General features: G+C 70.2%; 8 protein-coding genes and 1 pseudogene. 4 read left to right on the plus strand and 5 right to left on the minus strand.

The window, feature by feature from the left end; all coding sequences use genetic code 11:
* The first annotated feature begins 129 nt into the window (after window positions 1-129).
* A complete protein-coding gene (locus Pflav_RS21595) occupies window positions 130-774 on the plus strand; it encodes a maleylpyruvate isomerase family mycothiol-dependent enzyme (RefSeq protein ID WP_173037763.1) in 645 nt (214 codons plus the stop codon).
* Window positions 775-798: 24 nt separating this feature from the next.
* Here Pflav_RS21595 and Pflav_RS21600 read toward each other — a convergent pair whose 3' ends face one another.
* The 5 genes from Pflav_RS21600 to Pflav_RS21620 are packed head-to-tail and all read right to left on the minus strand — an operon-like array spanning window position 799 to window position 18,489.
* The gene (locus Pflav_RS21600; protein WP_173037764.1) at window positions 799-3,066 is read right to left on the minus strand and encodes a hypothetical protein; all 2,268 of its coding nucleotides are present in this window, start codon (window positions 3,064-3,066) and stop codon (window positions 799-801) included.
* Between the two features lie 11 nt (window positions 3,067-3,077).
* Window positions 3,078-5,258 carry a hypothetical protein gene (locus Pflav_RS21605; protein ID WP_173037765.1) on the minus strand — a complete coding sequence of 727 codons (2,181 nt, stop codon included), beginning with the start codon at window positions 5,256-5,258 and terminating at the stop codon, window positions 3,078-3,080.
* A 15-nt stretch (window positions 5,259-5,273) separates the two neighbouring features.
* Entirely contained in the window at window positions 5,274-14,570 is a 9,297-nt protein-coding gene (locus Pflav_RS21610) for a Tc toxin subunit A-related protein (protein ID WP_173037766.1), read from the minus strand.
* Complete coding sequence (locus Pflav_RS21615; protein ID WP_173037767.1) at window positions 14,483-17,800, minus strand: hemopexin repeat-containing protein; 3,318 nt, start codon at window positions 17,798-17,800, stop codon at window positions 14,483-14,485. The genes Pflav_RS21610 and Pflav_RS21615 overlap by 88 nt, the downstream gene beginning before the upstream one ends.
* A gap of 20 nt (window positions 17,801-17,820) precedes the next feature.
* Complete coding sequence (locus Pflav_RS21620; protein ID WP_173037768.1) at window positions 17,821-18,489, minus strand: Tc toxin subunit A; 669 nt, start codon at window positions 18,487-18,489, stop codon at window positions 17,821-17,823.
* Window positions 18,490-18,706: 217 nt separating this feature from the next.
* Between Pflav_RS21620 and Pflav_RS21625 the strand changes: the two genes are divergently transcribed.
* The 3 genes and pseudogenes from Pflav_RS21625 to Pflav_RS46000 form a co-directional block, all read left to right on the plus strand.
* The gene (locus tag Pflav_RS21625; RefSeq protein ID WP_197938688.1) at window positions 18,707-20,011 is read left to right on the plus strand and encodes a phytase; all 1,305 of its coding nucleotides are present in this window, start codon (window positions 18,707-18,709) and stop codon (window positions 20,009-20,011) included.
* Window positions 20,012-20,208: 197 nt separating this feature from the next.
* Entirely contained in the window at window positions 20,209-20,919 is a 711-nt protein-coding gene (locus Pflav_RS21630) for an alpha/beta fold hydrolase (protein WP_232071719.1), read from the plus strand.
* Between the two features lie 141 nt (window positions 20,920-21,060).
* A pseudogene (locus Pflav_RS46000) lies at window positions 21,061-21,267 on the plus strand (cyclic nucleotide-binding domain-containing protein); the annotation flags it as partial.
* Between the last annotated feature and the right edge of the window lie 97 nt (window positions 21,268-21,364).

Here is a 21,364-nt window from a genome sequence, read left to right on the forward strand (position 1 = left end):
GTCAACCTAACATGGAGTCTTCTTCGTGTGTGCGGTGTGTTGGTCGGGACCTTGGCGGGCGCGGTCGCCCGACTGAAAAATGGTCGTCGCGCGAGACTTCACTATTTCCAATTTGCGGATCGGACCCGGATGGATCGCGAAGAGGTGTGGCGGGCGGTCGAGCGGGAGCGGTACGCCGTCATCGGCCTGCTGGAGGATCTGACGCCCGAGGAATGGGAACGCCCCTCCCTGTGCACGGGATGGCGGGTGCGCGAGGTGGCGGCCCATCTGACCATGCAGAACAACATCGGCCCGCTGAACCCATTGGGCGACGTGATCCGAGCCCTGGGCAACTTCAACCGGATGACCGACGCCACCGCGCGACGCCGAGCCGCCGCCCCGCCAGAGCGGATCGTCGCGGATCTGCGTGCGATCGCCGGGTCGCGCCGGCTGGGGATCGGGATGAACCCGCGGGACGCCCTGCTGGACACCCTCACCCACGGCCAGGACATCGCCATTCCCCTGGGGCGCTCGCACCCGATGCCGCTTCAGCCCACGCGCACCGCCGCGGAGCGGGTCTGGGTGATGGGCTTTCCGTTCGGGGCCAAGCGGCGGTTGCGCGGCTTCCGGCTCACCGCCACCGACGTGGACTGGGCCCGCGGCGACGGGATGGAGGTGCGGGGACCGATCGGCGCGTTGCTGCTCGTCGTTGCCGGTCGGACGGCGGCCGGTCTGGCCGGGTGCACCGGGGACGGCGTGGACGAGCTCCGGCACCGGACGACCGTTCCCCGCTGAGTTCCTCCCGATCCTGCTGGTCGACTACGCGGATTGGCGCTTGATCGCGTGTATCAGCGCACCGCGGAGAGTGGGCCGGATGCGCATCTCGTCGGCGCCGGTCTCGTTCGCGATCGCCTCGAGGAGGGCAGCGGCCAGCTCCTTCTTCTTGTCGGCGCTCCCCGCCTCGACGATCTCCCGGAAGCGCGTGCCGAGGCCCTGAGGGAGGAGGTTGTTGCTGTACAGGACCTTGCAGCCTTTGCTCTCGAGGAAGTCGACCATCACCTTGCCACTCTCGGCGGTCGCGGCCAGCTCCAGCATGGATATCTCGTTCGCGACCCTCATGACGTCGTAGGGCTTGAGGCTGGTCAGGAGCTCCGGGGCGACATCGTTGACGATCTGCTGGAACTTGGACAGGTCCTTGGGCGGTTTGCGGTCTTCCCACGCCGGCTTGTAGGCCGCGTCCATCTTCGCCTTCAAGGCTTCGATCTCTGTGTCCGGGATGAACTTGCCCTTCCTCGTGAACTTGACCGTGTCCTTCAAGGCGGGCCAGGTCCGGAGGATTTCGCGGATCTCGAAGATCGTGATCCCGTCGACGTACTCCTTGCCTCTGCCGCCGAGGAACGTGTTGATGGCGGCGGTCTTGAGCGTCTTGTAGTTGACGACGTCGTCGTCTTTGACGCCGTCGAGGCAGTAGTAGACCGGCGCCCCCACCTTCTGTGCCCACCAGAGCCCGGCCACACAGCCGAGCGCCCCCATGTACGCGTTGAAGTCCGTCCCCCGCAGCCCCTTGGTGTCGTACTTGGCCCGCGGCTGCTGCTCGGCGAGGGACTTCAGGAACGATTCGCACTGCACCCTGAACGCCGCCTCGAACTGCGGCAGTGTCCAATAGAGATAGTCCACCGGCCGTTTCTGGTACATCTCCGCGGTCGCCTTGACCCCCGCTTCGACAAGGAGCGGGATCGTCTTGGTGGGATTCGCCAGCAGCTGTGTGTACCAGCCTTTTCCGATCGCCAGCTGGACGGTCTCCCACAGCTCCCACATCCGCAAGGGCTGGTCCTTGTCGAGGGTGGCGTGCGCCGCCTGCACGTACGGCAGCCGTACGTGCTCGAAGCCCCAGATCGTGCCGGCCTTCTCCTTGAACGCCGTGATGAGGTCGCTCTCCTCCACGTCGCCGTAGGTCGTAAGAATCGTGACCTTGTCCTTCGGCCGCCGGCCGAGCGCCTCGAAGATCAGCTTCGCGCCGGCCACCTTTTCCGCGCCCCGCTGGCGTTTCTGATCCGGAGTGAGCCCACCGCCACCGACCGACATCCCGCCGTACGACGTCAACTCGACCTCGAGGCCCGGGTCGTCCGGGTTCGGGGCCAGCGAACGCAGGCTCGCCAGGCGCAGGTACTTGCCGAGCACGTGCTCCAGCGGCTGCACGCGCCCGCTGTGCATGCCGTCGAAGACGAGCCGCGGGTTCTCCATCCCGTAGTAGGCGGGCTGGGCTGTGTCGATCCCCATCGATATAAAGTCACAGATCGCCTGGTAGTCCCCGGTGTTCCAAAGAAGGTTGAGGAGGCGGCAGGCGAGACCGTCCTCGGCCTGGTTGACCGAATAAATGTCGATGTGCTTGCAGATCCAGTCGCGGACCGGCTTTTCAAGGATCGCCGGATTGTTCCAGTCCCGCTCGAGCAGGAACTGGGCGAGGGATGTCGCGGTGAGCCCGCCGATGTGGCTCAGCGCCTCCGTCAACCAGGCGTCGGTGAAGCCGGCCTTCGCGCCGAACCTCGTGCTCAGGATCAGGGTCCGGGCATTGCGGACGAGTTCGACGAAGAACATGTCGTGGCGGTCGGTGTTGACGAACGCGCCCGGCGTGGTGAGGAGCCCTTCGATCCACCCCCGCACGGCCGCGCTCCACTCGTCGTCGGGGAGGGTGCCCATTTGGTCGTAGAGCTTCGTGAAGGCGTTTTCCGCCGCGTCGAGGTCGCCCTTCTCGATGGCCTCGACGTGTGCCTTGAAGGACAAGGGCACCGACGGCTGCGCGACGGCGATGGTCAGCCCGGTGACGTCTACGGGATCGGCGTCCTCCTCCCGCCTGTTCTTTTCGACCGGCGGCGTGCTGGAGGCTGCGTCCTCGACCACAACGACGTCGCCGTTCGAATCACCGTCCACTGTGGTGGCAGCGACGGCCGGCGGAGCGTTGTTCGCAGGCGGCCGCGGGCCTGTATTCGTGGGTGTGCTGCCGACCGACTGGCGGCGGACGGTCGAACGGGGCTTCTTCATCCGGGACGTCGGCGTGGACTGGCTGGCGGACCTCGATCTGGACAAGATGGTGCCTCCTAGGCCACGGCGGTGTACCGCTTAAGGATGATCAACAGCACGTCCTTGAGAGGCGAGGGGGTCTTGGTCGTGCCCAGCGCCTTGATGATTTTGTGAGCGGCCATCTTCCTCGACGTGGGCTCCTCCGTATCGACCATCATCCTGAACGCCGGGCCGAACCAGCCCGGCAGGATGCCGGCTTCGTAGAGGACCTCCGCGCCCTTGGTCTGGAGAAAGTCCCGCAGCACCCCGCCGTCCCTGGAGAGCGTGGCCATGTTCAGCAGTAGGAGCTGCGCGACGACCCTGTGGAACATGTCGTCGGTCAGGTCCGCGAACAACGGCCCGTTCAGGTCCGGAAGGTTGCCGCTGCCGCCGACCATGGACTTGTTCGCCTCGTCGATGACCTGCTGCCGGAGCGGAGACAGTCGCTCCGCCGCGGCGTCGTCCTGCGTCTTCATATCCTCGATCAGCTTGACTACATCGGCTTCGGGCAGGAACTCACCCTTCCGGCAAAACTTGACGACCTTCTTGAGGTCAGTCCAGTTGAGCAGGATCTCCCGGATCTCGCCGAGTGTGATCACCTCGACGTAGTGCTTGCTGTTTTTCGGGTTCGCGAGGAACGCGTTCACCGAGTCGGTCTTGTTGGTCTTGAAGTTGATGATTTCCTTGTCCTCCAGGCCGTCCAGGCAGTAGTAGACGGGTACGTTCTCCCGGTGCGCCCACCAGAGGCCGGCTATGCAGCCGAGTGTGCCCAGGTATTTCGGCTCGTACATGCCCCGGATCGTCGCGGTGGCCCATTTCGCGGCCGGGGCACGGCCGGCGAGGACAAGTAGGTACGCCCGGCACTGTTCCTCGAACGCTTTCACGAAGTCTTCCTTGTCGCCCTCCTCGCGCACGCCGGCGTACTCGAGCGGTTCCTCAGCCAGGATCTTTTCGATCGCCGCCTTGCCTGTGTCGATGAGTTTCTCGATCATGGTGTCGGGGTCCATCAGTAGCTTCAGATACGTCTTCTCCTGGAGAGTGGCGTTGATGACGGCCCACATCTCCCACATGCGCACGGGGTGCTTGCCCTTGGCGGTGTTGTGCGCCGCGTACACGAACGGCATCCGCACGTGCTCGAACCCCCAGATGGTCCCGCCCGTGTCCTCGCACGCCTTGTACAGCGAGGAGTTCAGCACCGCTTCGTAGCTGATCAGGACTTTGGCGTTGCCACGGTCGCTGAGGGCCTTCAGCACCTCGGCGGCCCTGGAGACCTTCTGCCGTCCATCGTGGAGGAGGACATCGTCCTCGTCCTCGTCGGTGCCGGGGGACTTCTTACCGAGCCAGACCAGCTGCTCCTGAATTCCGTCGTCGACATCGTCAACCGTCAGCGCATCCTCGCCGCTCGGGTGCATGACGTGGACGAGGTGCAGGTACAGGCCGAGCAGATGCTCGATCGGCTCGACATACCCGTTGTAGAAGCCTTCCACGTCCGGGGCGTCCTCGATGTCGACGTACGAGGGTGTTGAGGTGTCGATACCGGCGGCGATCAGCGCGCACATCGTCTCCGAGTCGCCGGCGTTCCACAGCATGTTCAGCATCCGGGCGGAGAGCCCAGGACGCACCGCGGAATCGAACACGGCGCGGTCCTCCGCGATCCACTTGCGCAGGGACAGCCCGAACACATGGGGCTCGTTCCAGTACTCCTCGATCAGGGCGACGCGGACGCGGGTGGCGCGCTCGGGCGACAGGTTGGACAGGTACTTTTCCAGCAGCGCGTCTCGTGCCTCGTGCGCGTCGTCGTTGGCCCGGAGAGTGCCGTACGCCCAGATGATGCGGGCGAAGAGGTCTGGCTCCGTCCCGGCGTACTTCGCCACGGCCGGATTGTTGAAGGCCGCCTCCATCCATTCCCTGACCATCGGCAGGCTTTCCACCGGCTCCGTGAGCAGCAGTGCGTTGAAACCCTTCAGCGCGGCGGCGAACTGGCCATCGACCATCTCCGCCGCATAGCTCTCGGGCTTCGTGGGCGGGCGGTCGTCGACGCCGAAGATGAAGTCCACCATGTGAGCATCGTCGCCGCCAAAGACCATGCCCTCGTCAGCCTCCCGCTTGGTCTTTTCCAGCTGCTCCTGTGTGTACGGCTCGGCTTGGACCTGTGTCTTGGGCCGTTTGTCGCCGTCCTTCTTGGTCTTCGAGGGGAGCAGTCTCTTATTCCCGGTCATCGCTGCGCTCCTCGCTTAGTGGACGCGGGCCTGGTAGGTCAGCACGAGGCCTGCGTTGAGCAGGTTCTCCTTAGGACCGTCCACTGTGAATGTCCACGTCGCCGCTCCGGTCGTGTGGACCGCTAGGCCCGGGGTCGGCAGCAGCTTGCCCTCGGTCAGCGTCTGCGCGGGGTCGCCGCCCAGCACGAGCCGCGTCGCCGAGCCGTTCTCCAGCTCGTACGTTGGGTAGATGCCGCCGATCTGGGGGCCGGCCAGGTCCGGGAACATCTCCGGGGTGAACGGCAGCACCAGCCGGCCCTCCTCGCCGGAGACGAACTCGCTCCACTCGTCCGGGAAGTCGCGCGCCAGGTCGAAGAAGCGGGCCGCCGGGTACGGCTTGAGCAGGCCCCGCACCGCGTTGGCGAAGACCGGGCCGCCCTGCTCGGCGGAGTACTTCACGGTGACCACGACGTCGAAGAGGTCGCGTACCGCCCGGCCACCGCGCTCCAGGCGCCAGCGGGAGACCGCACCGGTGCCCTCGAAGGGCAGGTACCGCTCGTCGTCGAAGCGGAGCTCGAACAGGCCGTTGTTCTCCCGGCCGTAGTCCGGCTCGGAAAGCGCGATCTGCTGACTGACCCGCCAGTCACTGCGGACCGCGGCCGGCGGCGTGCCCTGCGGGTCGAGCAGGTACCGCACGGCCTGCGGATCGGGCGCCAGCACAGTCTTGTGGCCGAGCTGGGTGAGCGTGGCGGGTACCGCCAGCGGCTCGCCCTCGCCGTCCTGGAACGTGACGGTGACGGTCCGGATCTGGCGGCGGTAGTGCCCCGGGAAGTCCCCGTCGAACAGTGCCTCGGTCAGCGCGAACTCGCAGCTGCCGGAGTCGCGCAGGCGCAGCAGCGCCAGCGGGTCCAGCTCGCGCAGCGACACCTGCCGGGTGATCTCCAGGCCGCGCCCACCACCGTCAACCTGCGCCTTGGCGAGCCGCTCCAGGTCGAGTGCGAGCGCGTCGCCGGCGAGCAGGCCGCCGCGGCGGCTCTGCCAGTAGGCCGGCCGGATGAACGTGGCCGCCTCGCCCTCGACACCCTGCTCGAACTGGAACGCCCGCTCGGCCGCGCGGGCCGCCTCGTGCGCCAGGTTGTACGCCTGGAAGTACAGCCCGGCCAGCTCGCCGGACATCCAGGAGTAGAGCTCGACGTTGGTGAACTTGTCCCGCAGGAACGCGGCCACCGACTCGCCGTGCGCGATCTCCCGTTCGAGCAGGCCGGCCTCGGCGCGGGCGATGGCCAGCTGCTGGTTGGCGCCGGCGATCCGGTGCTCCAGCTGGAGCCCGTCGGCCTGGGCCTCAGCGACCTGTAGCTCCCAGTCCTCGACCATCCGGTCGTGCTGTGCCTGTACGCCGAGTGCCTCGCCGGTCATGCTGAACGCCTCGCCGAGCGACTCCGCGGTCTCCGCCGCCTTGTCGATCGAGGCACCGAGCTCCCGGCCGCCCGACTCGACGCCGATGATGAACGGCCCGAACTTGGCCTCGGGGACCGCGTACGCGAAGCCGGCCGCCACCTTCAGCACGCTCGCCACGTAGTGCACCGTCGCGGCGGTGGCCATCAAACCGATCTGGGCGTGTTCCCGCTCGCTCATGCCGGTCGAGATCAGCGCCTCGTAGTGCTTCTTCCGCTCCTGCGCCGCGTCGAGGCTGGCGGTCAGCTCGGCGACGGTCTCCTCGGCGACGCGTACCTGGGCCTCCTTCACCGCCCGGGTCATCGCGAGGATCTCCTGCTCCTGCCGCCGCTGGAGCAGGCCGAGCTCCTCCGCGCTGCCGCGTTCCAGCGCGCTTAGCAGGGTCTCGCCGAGCTGGCGGAGCTTGTCGGTGAGCTCCTGGGCGCGGCGGAGCGCGACCGCGAAACGCTGGTGCGGCACCGGTACCGGCAGGGCCACACCGACCCCGTCCAGCCCGCCGCCCGCGGCGACCTGGCTGACCAGCGCGGCCGGGTCGATCGGCGGGGCGAAGAGCGGCAGCGGCTGGCTGATCCCCATGATGTTGAGTGACTGCCGGATCTTGACCAGCCGGTCCTCGACCCGCGCCCGGTACTCGTCGTAGGCGTCGTTGCCGGGGATGTGGAAGTACGTGCTGGCCACCCCGGCGTGCACGGTGCCGGTCGCCAGCGTCCCGCCGCTCGTGAAGTACCCGATCAGATCGGCGTCGTCCAACGAGGAGAACGAGGTGGTGGCCGGCAACATCCTGGTGCCGAGCCGGTTGCCCCGCTCGCCGAGCAGGTCGTAGGCGAGCACGTAGAGCATCCGCGCCTCGTCCACGCTCTCCGGCGTGTACTGCCGGAACAGCAGGTCACCCCAGTCCAGCAGGTTGTCGATGTACCGCATGACGACCGCCCGCCGGTACGCCACGGGGCGCAGGTCGGCGATCGCGTGCGGGTCGAAGGGGTCCTCCCGGTACGCCTTGAGCAGGTTCTCCCGGTCGCCGAGTGCGTCGAACACCCGGGCGAGGTCGGCCGCCATCAGCGTGTGCTCGCGCAGCTGCGCCACCGCGGCGCCCTGGACGGCGGTCAGGCCGGTCCCGGCGGCGAGGGCCTCGACCTTGGCCGCGATGTCCGCGTGCGCGTCCGGCGAGATGGCGTCGAGCAGGGCCTCCCGCTCCTCCTCGGTAGCCGGGTCCCGGTTCTGGGCGACGGCCGGCGCCAGGGTGCGCAGAGCGGTGAGGACCGGCCTCAACGCGTCCGTCACGTCGCCAGCGTCCAGCCCGGCGTCCGTCACCTCGGCCAGGTCGCCGGTGACGGCCTCGGCCAGCGCGTCCAGGTCGACGACGAGGAACGGCAGGAACCGCCAGTACGAGTCGGGGTTGGTGGGGTCGAAGACGTACTCGTACCAGCGCTTGGCGTCCTCGAAGCGCTGGGCGCCGTTCAGCGCCTGGGCGATCAGGAACGGCGCGTGGAAGAAGATTTCCCAGTAGTACAGGCCGTTCGCGCTCCGGAAGTCCAGGTGCGAGCCGGTCGGCAGGCGGGTCTCGTCGACGAGGTCGGGCTTGACCCGGATCGCGCCCGTGGCGGCCTCTTCGGTGGTGACCGCCACCTCGTCGGTCTCCTGGGTCGCCAGGTCGAGCAGCGCCGGTACGCCGCCGGTGAGCAGCTTCTGGCTCAGCGTCGAGGCGGTGCCGGCGGTCAGCCGGATGATCTCGAACGGCAGCCCGGCCACCTCGTACGGCTGGCGAACCTGCACGGTCTTCGGGAACACGATGTAGTGCTCGCCCACGAACATGTACAGGCCGGACTCGCTGTCCAGCGCGGCGTCGAAGTACGGCGCCTCCTCCTGTGGCAGGCCACCCCAGGCCTCGGCGACCGGCATCGGTTCGGGCAGCTCGGACGGCTCCTGGTCGGCGTCGATCCGCACGTACGTGTCGCCGCTGAACAGGTAGACGTCGTTGTCCCGGCGGAACGCGCTCTGCACCGCCCACGGCAGCTCTTTCGGGTACCCCTCGTCCACAAAGGAGGGAGTCCAGCCGGCCTGCTCGCCGATGGTGTACCGCACATACTGCGTACCGGTGGTCAGGTAGAGGCGGTTGCCAGCCAGCCAGGCGGCGTCGACCCGACCGGTCTCGGCGAGGGCGCTGGCGAGGTACGTCGGACGGGTGACCCGGCGGCCCCTCCTCGGATCCGCGTGGTACTCGCGGCGGTTGTTGTCGAACCAGTACATGGTCCTGCCGTGCAGCATCCCGGCGCCGATCGTGAAGTCCGTCGGGAGGTCGTGCCCGTTGTTCAGCACCGGCAGCGGGCCTGTGAAGGACTCGAACGGCATATCGGTGGAGTGCCGGAATCGGAGGTACTGCGTACCCGACCGGAGGTAGATCGCGGTGTCGTCCACCACGGCGGCCTCGATCGTGCCGAACCCCTGCGGCGGGCCCTCCGTGCCCCAGAAGGCGGTGAGTGTGGCGTCCCCGGCGAGGGCGTTGGAGTTGGCGTACCGGCCGGCGCCCGCGGTGGCGAAGAAGTACTCTCTGCCACCCGCGGCGAAGGCCACGTCGATCCTTGTCCACGGTGGCAGGTAGTCCTGGTTCGTCGCGACCGGCATCGGGTAGCCCGGGTCGACCTCGCCGAACGGCGTGCCGGTGAACCGCACGTACCACTCACCGCATATCACGTAGGTGTACTGCCCCCGGACGAAGACCCCGGTCACGTCGCCCGCCGCGGGCAGCAGTGCTTTGACCCGACCCCACGTGGAAGCCGTCGCCGCCGGCGGGGTGCTCGGCCAGCCTTCCGGCGCGGACCGTGAGAACGACGGCCGAGGCTCGTCGTTGTGGAAGAAGTACCGGGCGCCGTCCCCCAGCTCGAACGCCGCGTGCACCCTCGGCCAGTCCGGGAGCCGGTCCGGGTTGCCGGTGCCGCGCGGGAGCCGGGTCACCTCGGTGCCGGTCACCCGCGCCGGGCGGCACAGGAAGCTGCCGCCCTTGTGGTCCACGCTGAACCAGAAGTCGGTACCGGCCGGTGCGTCGAAGCGCACCACCGAGGACGGGTCGACCGGATCCACGAAGATCTGCGCGACGCGCTCGGTGGTGGCGGCCAGCGCGTTCTTGGCGTCGAGGTCGGTCGCGGCGGCCAGCAGCTCCTTCTGCGCCGGAGTGGTGGCGGCGTCGGCGGCGGGCAGGTTCTCGCTGTACAACTCCGGATTCAGCTCGAACAGCGCGGCGGTGCGCCGGGACTCGGTGGCGTCCGGCTCGGTGACGGAGTACGAGCAGGAGACCACAATGGACATCTGGCCGGTGTCCTTCATCCGCGGCGCGACGCGCAGCGTGATGTCCGAGACCGTGCCTTCCTCGGAGGCGCCGGTGCCGAGCGTCTGGGCGGGCGCCCACTCCTTCGTGAGGTTCTGGAAGGAGTAGAAGATCCGTACCCGCTCGGTCGGCCCCTGCCCGGAGACGGTCTGCCGGCCGCCCTCGCCGCTCTGCGCGACGACCGTCGTGCCGGCCTGGTCCTCGGCCGGGACCTTCTCGGACACCACCCAGAAGACGAAGACGCGGCCGAACGCGTGCACCGGGTGCACGTGGTCAGCGTCGATCCGCACGTCGACCGGCTGCCACGGCTCCCACAAGCCGGACAGCTTCTGGCGGTCCGCGAACTCGGCCCGCCGGAAGTAGTACCGGCGCGGGTCGGTCCTGGTGCGGCCGAAGAGCACAAGCCGGCGGGGTCCGTCCGCCAGCTGGTCCTTTGTGTACACGTAACCGCCGGCGATGGTCAGCCGCGACACCTCGGTGTACTCGTCGAGGTAGCGCTTGTACGCGCGCTCCACGGCCTCAGCGGTGATCTCGCCCTGTAGCAGGTCGCCCTCCAGCGCGGCGAACGCGGGCGTCTTGGCGGCGCGCAGCTCCGGCCGCAGGTAGTTCTCCGGGTAAAGGAAGACCTTGCGGTTCGCCTCCCAGACCCGGTAGTTGCGCATCCACTGCCACCACTGCTTGACCCGCTGCCGCGTCTGCTCGTCGCCGCCGGCCAGCTCCAGGTTCAGCAGGTACCGGTGGAGGTAGAGCTGCACCGCCGCGATCGCCTCGCGGACCCGGGAGGTGTTGCCGCGCGCGCCCATGTCGACGTCGACGAGGAGCCGGGCGAACAGGTCGCGGCTGGTGCCGCCGCCGGCGAGGACGGTGGCGAGGAGCACGTCCCGCTTGCGCAGGTTCAGCTCGTCGTGCAGCTCGCGGGCCAGCCCCGGCCATCGCTCCACCTCGGTGCCGCGTTCGATCAGGTCGTAGAGGGCGTCGGCGGCGTGGTGCGGGTCGGGCTCGTCGCCGTGCAGCGGCGTCCAGACACCGCCGTGCACCCGGGACGGGCCGGTGCCGAGCCGGCCGGCGAGCTCGAAGAGGCCGACCATCTCCAGCAGGAACTCCAGCTCCAGCCGGTCGCCGTCGGCGCCGTCCGGCCCGCCGGCCGCCAATCCGGTGAGGATTCGGGCGTTGCGCCGGCACCAGGTGACCTCGGCGGCGTCCCAGCCGAACAGCTCGGCCAGGTACGCGTACGGGTCGGCGAGCGCGGGCCGCCCGGGGAGCACGAACGCGGCGAGGCCGCCGTCGGCGTCACGGTGGTTTCGGGCGAGCGCGGCGAACCGGGCGATGGTGTGCAGGTCGCTCAGGCGGTAGTCGGCCGCGTCGGACCAGCGGTACCGGAACGGCTGCGGGTAGGTGCGGTCGATCGCGTCGAACCGCTCGCCGGAGTACCGCACGTACTCCTCGCCGAGGGTGAGGTAGGTGCGGTCGCCGAGCCGGAACGCCCCTTCGACGCCCCGCTCGTAGTCCTGCGGCAGGTCGCCCCAGTCGTCCCGGATCCGCCGAGGGTAGCCGTCCTCGACGGTACCGAGCCGGCCCTTGGCGTACCGGGCGTACTGCCCGCCGGCGAACGCGTACAGCTCACCGGTGCCGGACATGAACGCGGCGTCCAACCCGCTCCGTCCAGTGTGGAACTCGTTGTGCACCAAGCCCCACACGCCACGGAGCTCCGCGACGTGCACCGCACGGTCGGCGATCCGCACGTAGTGCTTGCCGGCGAACAGGTACGTCGCGTCCCCCTCCCGGAACGCGGCGTCGATGCGCTCGTGGAACTCCTCCGGCAGCGCCTGGAGCTCCAGCTCGGCCGAGAGCCCGGCGGCGATCGTCTTCGGGTACGCGTCGTCGGCGCGGCGGTAGTCGGTGCCGGTGTAGCGCACGTACTGGTCGCCGGAGAACAGGTACGTGTACTCCCCGGCGACCAGCGCCGCGTCCACCCGCCCGAGGTCGGCGACGTTGTTGCGGACCTTCCCGAGCAGCTCCCCCACCGCGTGGCTGGCGTACACCTCGTCCGAGATCGCGTGGCAGGTGCGCCCGACGAAAAGGTAGACCGTGCGCCGGTCGGAGACGGCGGCGTCGACCATCGACCCGCTGCCGTTCGCGTACCGCTCCGCGAGGTCGTCCTCCACCCCGGCGGGCAGCGCGGCGAATGCTTTCTCCGTGCGGATGTTGCCGACGATCGGCTTCGGGTAGCCCGGGTCCACGTACCGGTAGTCCGGGCCGCTGTAACGCACATACTGGTCGCCGGAGAACAGGTACGTGACGCCGCGGTGGACCAGCGCCGCGTTCACGACGTCCGAGTCGTCGGTCAGGAAGTTGTTGCGGGTACGGGCCCAGTGCGCGTCGATCCGCAGCCGCCCGCCCGAGGATCGGCCGTCGTGGCGCAGGAACTCGCCGTTGGCGAAGAAGAAGTACGTGGCGCCGTCCCGTCCGGTGAACGCGGTGACCAGCCCGGTGACCGGGCCGATGCCGCGCCAGATCCGCTCCAGCGGCCGGGGGTACGACCAGGCGTCGGACTCCTCGTTGTACGCCAGGTACGTCCCGCCGGTCACCACGAGCGTGCTGTTGCCGCTGGCGAGCACCGCGGTCGGCATGGTGAAGCCGGCCGGGCGGTGCTCGTCCGGCAGCTCCCAGAACGACGCGTCGGCGGTGCGCGGGTATCCCTCGTCGGGGCGGTCGTAGCCGGTGCCGGAGTACGCGACGTAGCGCGCCGTGCCGTCCGCCTCCGCCGGCTCGAACAGGTAGGTGACGCCGCCGCGCACGTACGCCAGCGCGACCCGGCGCAGCCCGCCCCAGTGCTCGGCGATCACCCTCGGCCCGCCGTCGGCCTCGGCGCCGGAGTATGCGTCGCCGGTGTAGACGACGAACTGGTCGTCGCGGAACACGTACGTGCGACCGTCCACACCGACGAACGCGGCGTCCACGGCGTTGTCGTGGTAGATCGCGTTGCGCGGGCGGCCCCACTCCTCGGCGAGCGGGTACGCCCGGCCGAGGTCGACGTCGACGCAGGTGCTGCCCTGGAAGAGGTACGTGTTGCCGTCGGTGCCGCGCAGGATCGCGTCGCTCCCCTCCTGCCACTCCTGCGGCAGCGACCGCACCAGCCGGGGCCGGGCCTGTTCCGGGTTGGACGCGTCACCCTCCAGTGCGCCGTACCGGTACCAGCCGTAGGAATGGTCGAGGTACACCATCCCGTCCTCGACGAGCGCGCACCGCACGTTGTCGACCGCGCGCTCGTCGTACCGGCGGTGGGCGGTGCTGGAGACGGCGTGGCAGCGGTCGCCGCTGAACAGGTACACCGAGCCACGGTCGGCGAACGCGGCCGTGACGCTCTCCACGGGCGTGCGCAGGTTACGCAGCCTCGGCTCCTCGGCGAGCGCGGTTAGCTTCCGCGGGTAGCCGATATCCACAGTGGAGTAGTCGGAGCCGGTGTAGCGGACGAACTGGTCGCCGGAGAAGAGGTAGGTGTGCTCGCCGGCCACGAGCGCCGCGTCGACCCGCCCGGTACGGGCGATGTTGTTGACCACGTTCCCCCAGAAGGGGGTGATCGACGCCGGGTACCTGTCGTCGACCCGGTTGTAGTCGGCCGTGGAGTAGCGCGCGTACTGCTCGCGGAAGAACATGTACGTCCGGCCGTCCACCCCGACGAACGCCGCGTCCACGCCCGTAAACGGGACGCTGTCCCAGTGCCCGGCCAGTGTCTTCGGCTCGGACCACCAGCGGCGCTTGCTGTCGTACACGATGAAGTTGCCGCCGTTGAAGAGGTAGGTGCGCCCGTCCCGGGCGGTGAGGACGGCGTCGATGCTGGCGAACTTCCCGTCCGGACCGGCCAGCTCCTCGGGCAGGTTCCACCAGTTGTCGGTCAGCGGCCGGGGGTAGCCCGGGTCGGCGGCGGCATAGTCCTTCGTGGAGTACCGCACGTGGAAGTCGACCTCGGTGGCCGGGTCGCAGCTCACCTCCAGCCGCCCGCCGTCGCGGCGCAGCACGAGGCGGATCCCGCCCTCGGCGGTCACCGTCCACTCCGGAGCGGCGCCGGTGACGGCCACGTCCGCGGCGGTCGCGATGCCGTGCGTCTGTAGCAGCTGGCGCAGCCGCCACGACAGCCGGCCGGCGTCCAGCTCCTCGGTGTCCGGGCCGGCGGCGACGTCGAAGAGCGCCCCGGCCGCGCCGAAGAGGTGGGTCGCCCCGTCGGCGACGAACGCGGCGTCCACCCGCCGCAGCCCGCCCCAGTCGCCGGCGATCCGGCGCGGGTACCCGGCGTCCACGATGGAGTAGTCGGCACCGGAGTACCGCACGTAGAGGTCATCGCTGAAGAGGTAGGTGCGCCCGTCCTGCCCGACCAGCGCGGCGTCGACCTTGCCGCCGGGCAGCGCCGCCCGCAGCCGGCCCCACCGCCGCGCGGTCATCTCGGCGCTGATCGTGCCGTCCCGCAGGGTCACGGTACGGCCGTCCTTGAACAGGTGCACCGCGCGCGACGCGTCGGCGAAGGCGGCCTCCACACCACCCTCGAACTCGGCCGGCACGTCCCGAGCTGCGCCTCGATCCGCCGCGGGTACCCCTCGTCGGCGACAAGGCCCTCGCTTTCGACGAGGCCGGTGTAGCGGGTGACCTGGTTGCCGGAGAAGACGTACAGTGCGGAGCCGTCCACATAGGTGGCGTCGACCCGCCCCGTCTCGGCGAGCGCGTTGGCGATCCGGCCCCAGGCGCCCGCGATCGGCTCGGCGACCGCGCCGTCCCGTACCGCGAAGAAGCTGTCCCCGGCGAAGAGGTAGGTCGTGTCGTCCCGGCCGTGGAAGGCGGCGTCCAGCGACTGGCGGAACCGGGCCGGCAGCGGTGCGGTGCGCCCCTCGGTCTCCCACCACTCGGCGATCCGCCGCGGGTACCCCTCGTCCACGGTGGCGTAGTCGGCGCCGCTGTAGCGCACGTACTGGTCGCGGTGGAAGAGGTAGACCCGGCCACCCTCGTCGACGAAGGCGGCGTCGATCCGCGTCGCGTCGGCGAAGGCGTTCGCCACCGCACCCCACTCGTGCGCGCGCCGAAGCCACCGCGGGTGCCCGGCCTCCCGCACAAAGGTGTGCTGCGCGCCCTCGCCGTCCCGGCCGACGAGCCACTCGGCGCCCGCCGCGTCCGTGAACGCGGCGTCCACACTGGACAGCGCGGCGAAAGTGGTGAGCGACCTCGGCTGCGCGTCGACGAGCTGGCGGGACGCGGCGGAGTACACCCACACGTCGGCGCCGTGGAACACGTACACGTTGCCGTCGGCGCTCTCCAGCAGCGCGTCGATCCGGTCGATGCCGGCCGGCAGCGCGAGCGGCTCGGAAAACTTGCCGGCCAGGTCCTGGTCCAGGAACGCGGCGGCCACCTCGTCTGGCCCCAGCGCGACCGCGGCGGCGAAGCGCGCGAACCCACGCATGCGGCGCAGCGCCCGGCGCAGGTCCGGGTCCGCGGCGGCGGTCGAGGGGGCGTCGAGTACCGGCTCCACCAGCAGCTCGACGGCTCGGACGCCGACGACCGCGTCGCAGATGGCGGCAGCGGTGGCGGCCGGCACGCCGAGCGCCTCCTCCAGCGTGGCGAGCAGGAGCGCGCGCTGCTCGTCCGCGAGCCGTGCGAGCCCGGCGGCGATCTCGGCGGTACCGGCGGCGACCTCGGTCGCCACGGCGTGCAGCAGGAAGAAGATGTCCGCGCTGTAGTCGGCGAGCCCGGGCAGCCGGAAGTCCACCGCGTTCGGGGCGTACCCGAAGTACTCCACCCGGTCGGCCGGGACGGTCAGCGTCTCGGTGAGGTAGCCGGCCTCGACGAGCTGCCTCGCCAGGCGCCGGGCCTCGTCGTCGCTGAACTTGAGCTCGGCGAGCGCGGCGCGATCCAGCTGGTACGGGCGGGCGTCGTCCAGCACTACCCGGAGCTGGTAGGCGATCGTGGCGCTCTCCGGCTCGGTGAACCCGGGCAGCGGTAGCGTCGCCGCCGGGTCGGCGAGCAGCGCGGCGGTCTCGTCGGTGAGCCGGCCGTCGCGCAGGTGGCCCTTGGCGAGCAGCTCGGCCACGCGCCGTGCGACCGCCGCGTCGGCCAGGTCGGTGAGATCCTCCGGGACCAGCGCGTACGCCGCGTCGCGGGCGGCGACGACCTCGGCCCGCATGGCGTCCAGGACCCGGTGGCGGTACGGGTGGAACTCCGCGGACAGGCGCAGCTCCGCCACGGTCATGGTGACCACGACCCCCGGGTCGGTGTACCGGCCGTCGGCGTCCAGGTGACCGTTGAAGGTCAGGCTGTCGACGATGCCGGCCCGCTGCTGCTCGCCGACAGGGAGCGTCGCGAAGGTCTCCGGACCGAGCGCCGGCCGGTCGGCGGCGAACCGCAGCAGCCGCTCCACCAGCAGCGCGTGCACGTCGGCCGCGACGGTGGCGAGGTCGGGGATGTCCGCGTCGACCGCGAACGCGGCGGCGTTGGCCGGGTCGGCGAAGAAGTCCGGTGCGATGACCTCGCCGGAGGTGGCGAGGTAGCCGTTGAACACGAGGTTGTCGTACAGCTCGGTCCGCCCGGCGTCGTCGAGGTCGGTGAGCGCGGCGAGGTCGGACAGGTAGCAGGACGGGTTGTCGGAGGCCGCGCAGAGGCCGGCGACCAGCGCGAACAGCGGATCCCGGTGGGCGCGGAAGTCGCCGCGCAGCCGCAGCTCGTCGGCCTCCTCGGGGACCCGCTCGGGCACGACCGTGCCGCCCGGCGCCACGTAGCCGGCGAGCATGAGGTTGGCGTACAGCTTGGCGACGAGGCGGTCGCCGAGCCCGAGGCCGAGGAAGTCGTTGCCGGCGACCGTACCGAGCTCGGCGAGGGCCTCGTGCGCGGTCCGCGCCACCCGGTCCGCCGCTACCCGCAGCAGCCGGCCGGCCGTACCCGACTCCACGGCCGCCGCCCCGGCGGCGACGTCGTGGATCACCTGCGCGGCCCGCTCGCCGAACCGCTCCGACCAGAACGCCTCGGCGGTCGGCTCGATCTCCCCGAACGCCTCGCCCAGCCGCTCCAGCAGGGCCAGGTCGGCCTCCTCGTCCGCCGGCCCGCCGGCGCGCAGGACACCGGCGAGGTCGGCGGCGGCCAGCCCGGTCGTTCCCATCCAGCGCACGACGGCCACGAGCGTCTGCACGAGCCACAGGCCGGGGCCCGGGTCACCGCCGGCGAGCACCCGGTCCACGTCGAGGCCCTGGGTACCGCCGGTGCCGATCAGGATCGGAAAGCTGGTGAAGCGCTGGATCGAAGGGTCGGTGGCGAGCGCGTCGAGCACGGTGAAGAGGTCGGTGACCGGGAGGCCGAGGACGGTGGCGAGGCGGGCGATCCGGTGCAGCAGGGACAGCTCCGCCAGGCCCGTACCGGAGTTGGGAAACACCGTCTCGATCCGGCGGTCGCGGTACCGGACGACCGTGGCGACGAGGTCCCGCTCGGCGAGACCGAGGGCGGTCGCCAGCGTGCGGCGGTACTCCGCGTTCGCCGGGGCGAGGAGGTCACCGGTGCCGGCGAGCTCGGCCAGCTCCTCGGCCGGGGCGACAAGGCGTACCACCGCGCCGACCGGCAGCTCCAGGGACCCGCACAGGTGCTTGACCACGGCGAGGTGCCGCAGCGCCGCGGCGTCGATCCGCCCGGCGCAGCAGAGCCGCACCACGAGACCGAGGTCCACAAAGGACATACCGGTACGGCGGGCCAGCCGCACGAACCTGTTCACCCGCTCGTACCAGGCGATCGCGATCGGCAGGGTACCGGCGCCGATCACCAGCCGCTGCCCGTCGGCGCTCAGCGATACGACGGCGCCGTCCCCGTGGACGAAGGGACGGCGAGCAGCTCGTCCACCTCCGCCGGGGTGAGGCCGGCGGCATGGCGGAACGCGTCCACGCCGGCGAGCTTGTCCCACGCGTCGCCGGTGTCGTCGAGGTTGTAGCAGCCGCGCAGCTCGGTGCCGTCGCCGAGCACGGTGGTGACCATCTCCACGTCGCCGGGCGTCAGCCCCAGGGACTCGCGGGCGATGACATCCGGGTCGGGGCCGGGGGTGAAGCGCCGGTACAGCTCGACCGGGTCCACGCCGAGGTGGCGCAGGTACTGCCGGACCCGCTCGTGCCCCAGCGAGAACGGTGCGACGAACGGGAACGGCAGCGTGGCGAGGTGCGTCCACACGTCGGTACCCGCGGGAACGGTGAGCTGCTTGGCGAGCACCTCGTTGACGATGTCCAGGTACGGCAGCTCGGTGTAGCTGTGCTCCGCGTCCAGCGGTACCTCGGCCAGGTCTGGTCTTCGCGCGGCCAGCCCGTCGCCGGCCTCGCTCCCGTCCGCCGAGTCGGCGGCGAGCTTCAGCAGATCCGCGAGGTACGCCGCTGGGGAGTAAACCGATCGTGTCTCGTCCGCCGGACGGAGATCCAAATCGCCGAAAAGCCTGTCATAGCTGGGCAGCAAGCCGTCCGTGGACATAAAAGGTCCTCCTCGTGGACCGAACACGTGGGATGGCCCGAGGAGCTGAAGCGGTAACAGCGTGATACCGAGTGTCGGGATCCTGACCGGCGCTTTTGACGTCGGGTGGAGCCCGGAGTTCGATTCACGGCAACGTGTCGGTCAACTTCCCGGCAGGCTACGTAGGCAGGCTCAGCTCGTGATACGCCCTTTGAAGTCGGCCTTGTCGGTAGCTGCCGTGGCCGCATCCCTACTCGCCGTGGCTCCCGCCGCGGCGCACCCCGCCGCCCATTCCGCGTCCCCGGCGGTCGTGACGACAGACAACGAAACGCCCGTCCTCTACGACGACGAGGCTGGCAATAACTCATCCGGTGACGACCCGGCCATCTGGGTACATCCGAAGGACTCTCGCCGTTCGATCGTCATGGTCACCGCGAAGGAGGGCGGCCTGCGCGTCTACGACCTGAAGTCGCGTGAGCTCCAGTCGCTGCCGGCCACCGCGGCGCCGCGCGCGGACGGGGTGCCGGGCCGCTACAACAACGTCGACATCGCCTACGACGTGCGGCTCGCCGGCCGTACGGTCGACGTCGCCGTCGTCTCCGACCGGTACAACGACCAGCTCCGGTTCTTCGTGATCGACCCCGCCGGGTCCGCCGCGGGACAGCCGCTGACCGAGGTCACCGCGCCCGAACAGACGTTCCTGTTCAACCCGGATCGGGAGGCCGTCGACGAGGAGCAGTCCGCGTACGGCCTCGCGGTCTGGCAGCCGAGGCGGGGCGAGACGTACGCGGTCGTGACCCAGGAGGGTACGACGGCGATCGCGACCGCACGGATCGTGGAGATCCAGGGCAAGCTCGGCTACACGAACATCCGGAAGACGACCATGCCGAGCCACTTCCCGCTGCCGGACGGCTCGACCTGGTTCCCGTGCGAGGAGCCAGGCGTCCTGCCGCAGTTCGAGGGCGTCACGGTGGACCAGCGGTCCGGCGTGCTCTACGCCGCGCAGGAGGACGTCGGCCTGTGGCGGATCCCGCTGCCGCTCGGCTCGGGCACGCCCAAGCTCGTCGACAAGGTGACCGACTTCGGCATCCACGACGTCTACGACCCCGAGTCCGAGGAGTGCCTGCCGATCGACCCGGCGGCCAAGGGCTTCGGCGGCACCCGGCTCACCGCCGACGCCGAGGGCGTGGACATCTACTACGGCCCCGACGCCACCGGGTACGTCATCGTGTCGAGCCAGGGTGACGACACGTTCGCGGTTTACGACCGGCAGGGCCACAACCGGCCGCTGGGCAGCTTCCGGGTCGCCGGGGTCCGGGGCGCCGACGACATCAACGGTTCGGACGGTCTCGCCGTGACGAACCGTCCCGTCGGCGACTACCGCCGCGGCCTGCTGGTCACCCACGACGAGCCCGAGACCGGGCCCGACGTCGACGACGACCGCGACGCCACGAACTTCTCGTACGTCTCGTGGGGCGCGATCGCCGACGCCATGCGGCTCCGCGTGGACACGCGGGCCGGCAACGACCCGCGCCTGCGCTGAGCCCCGCGCAAGCTCCTACAATCCGGCCCGAGCACCTGCCCAGACCCTTCATCCGGTCGCGCAGGGGCTCGGGCCGGGTGCCATCCACTCTTTCTCCAGTACCTGTCAACAACGGCCTCCTAGTTTGAGGTCGATCACGTCGCGGCCGGTCCGCCGAGGCGCGAGGTACAGGTGAAAGTGAGAAAGGTGGAAATCCGGTGAAGAACCCGACGATCGTGGTCGTGCACGGCGCGTTCGCCGACAGCAGCGGCTTCAACGAGATCAACCAGCGGCTGCTCGCCGACGGCTACCCGGTGGTCGCGGCGCCGAACCCGCTGCGCGGGGTCAACTCGGACGCGGCGCAGGTCAAGGCACTGCTGGCCACCATCGAGGGGCCGATCGTGCTGGTCGGTCACTCGTACGGCGGCGCCGTCATCTCCGGGGCCGCCACCGGCAACGCGAACGTGAAGGCGCTGGTGTACCTCGCGGCCTTCGTGCCGGACACCGGCGAGGCCGTCGGCGAGCTGGTCGACCGCTTCCCGGGCAGCACGGTCAACGAGTCCCTCAGGCCCGTGCCGCTGCCGGGCGGGCAGGTCGACCTGTACATCGACCCGAGGGTGTTCCACGAGCGGTTCGCGGGTGACGTGCCGGCGCAGGAGGCCGCGCTCTACGCGATCGCCCAGCGGCCGGCGACCGCCACCGCGTTCGGCGAGCCCGCGGCCGGCGAGCAGGCCTGGCATACGATCCCCAGCTACAACCTGATCAGCGGCGCCGACAAGATCATCCCGCCGGCGTTGCAGGAGTTCATGGCGAAGCGGGCGAACGCCACGGTCCAGGTTGTCGAGGGCGCCTCGCACATGGTCTTCGTCTCGGAGCCCGGCACGACCGTCGCGTTCATCGAGCAGGCGGCCCGCGAGACCGCCGGCTAGCCTTCAGGCGGCGGCCACGGCTCAAGGCGCGTGGCCGCCGCCGGCAGGGCTCGAGGAGGAGTAAGGGTGGAGAACGGTCCGGCTCCCAGGGGCCCGGTCCTGGACGACGAGCAGTTCCGCCGGCTCGCCGACTACGGCGACGTGGAGCGCGCCGTCGCGGGCCGGGACCTGTTCACGTCCGGTGACCACTCCTACGACTTCTTCCTGCTCCAGACCGCGAGCGTGGACATCGTCCGGGATGCGACCGCGATCGAGCCGGAGCGCCTGATCTACGAGGGCGGCCCCGGCGACTTCATCGGCGAGCTCAACCTGCTGACCGGCCAGCACGTGTACCTGACCGCCCGAGTGGTGACCGGCGGGACGGTCGTCCGGATCGGCGCGGCGATGCTGCGGCGGGCCCTCGCCGAGCAGGTCGACATCGCCGACATCCTCATCGCGGCGTTCC

Origin of the sequence: Phytohabitans flavus (assembly GCF_011764545.1) — a bacterium.
In the GTDB taxonomy this organism is placed as follows: Bacteria; Actinomycetota; Actinomycetes; order Mycobacteriales; family Micromonosporaceae; genus Phytohabitans; species Phytohabitans flavus.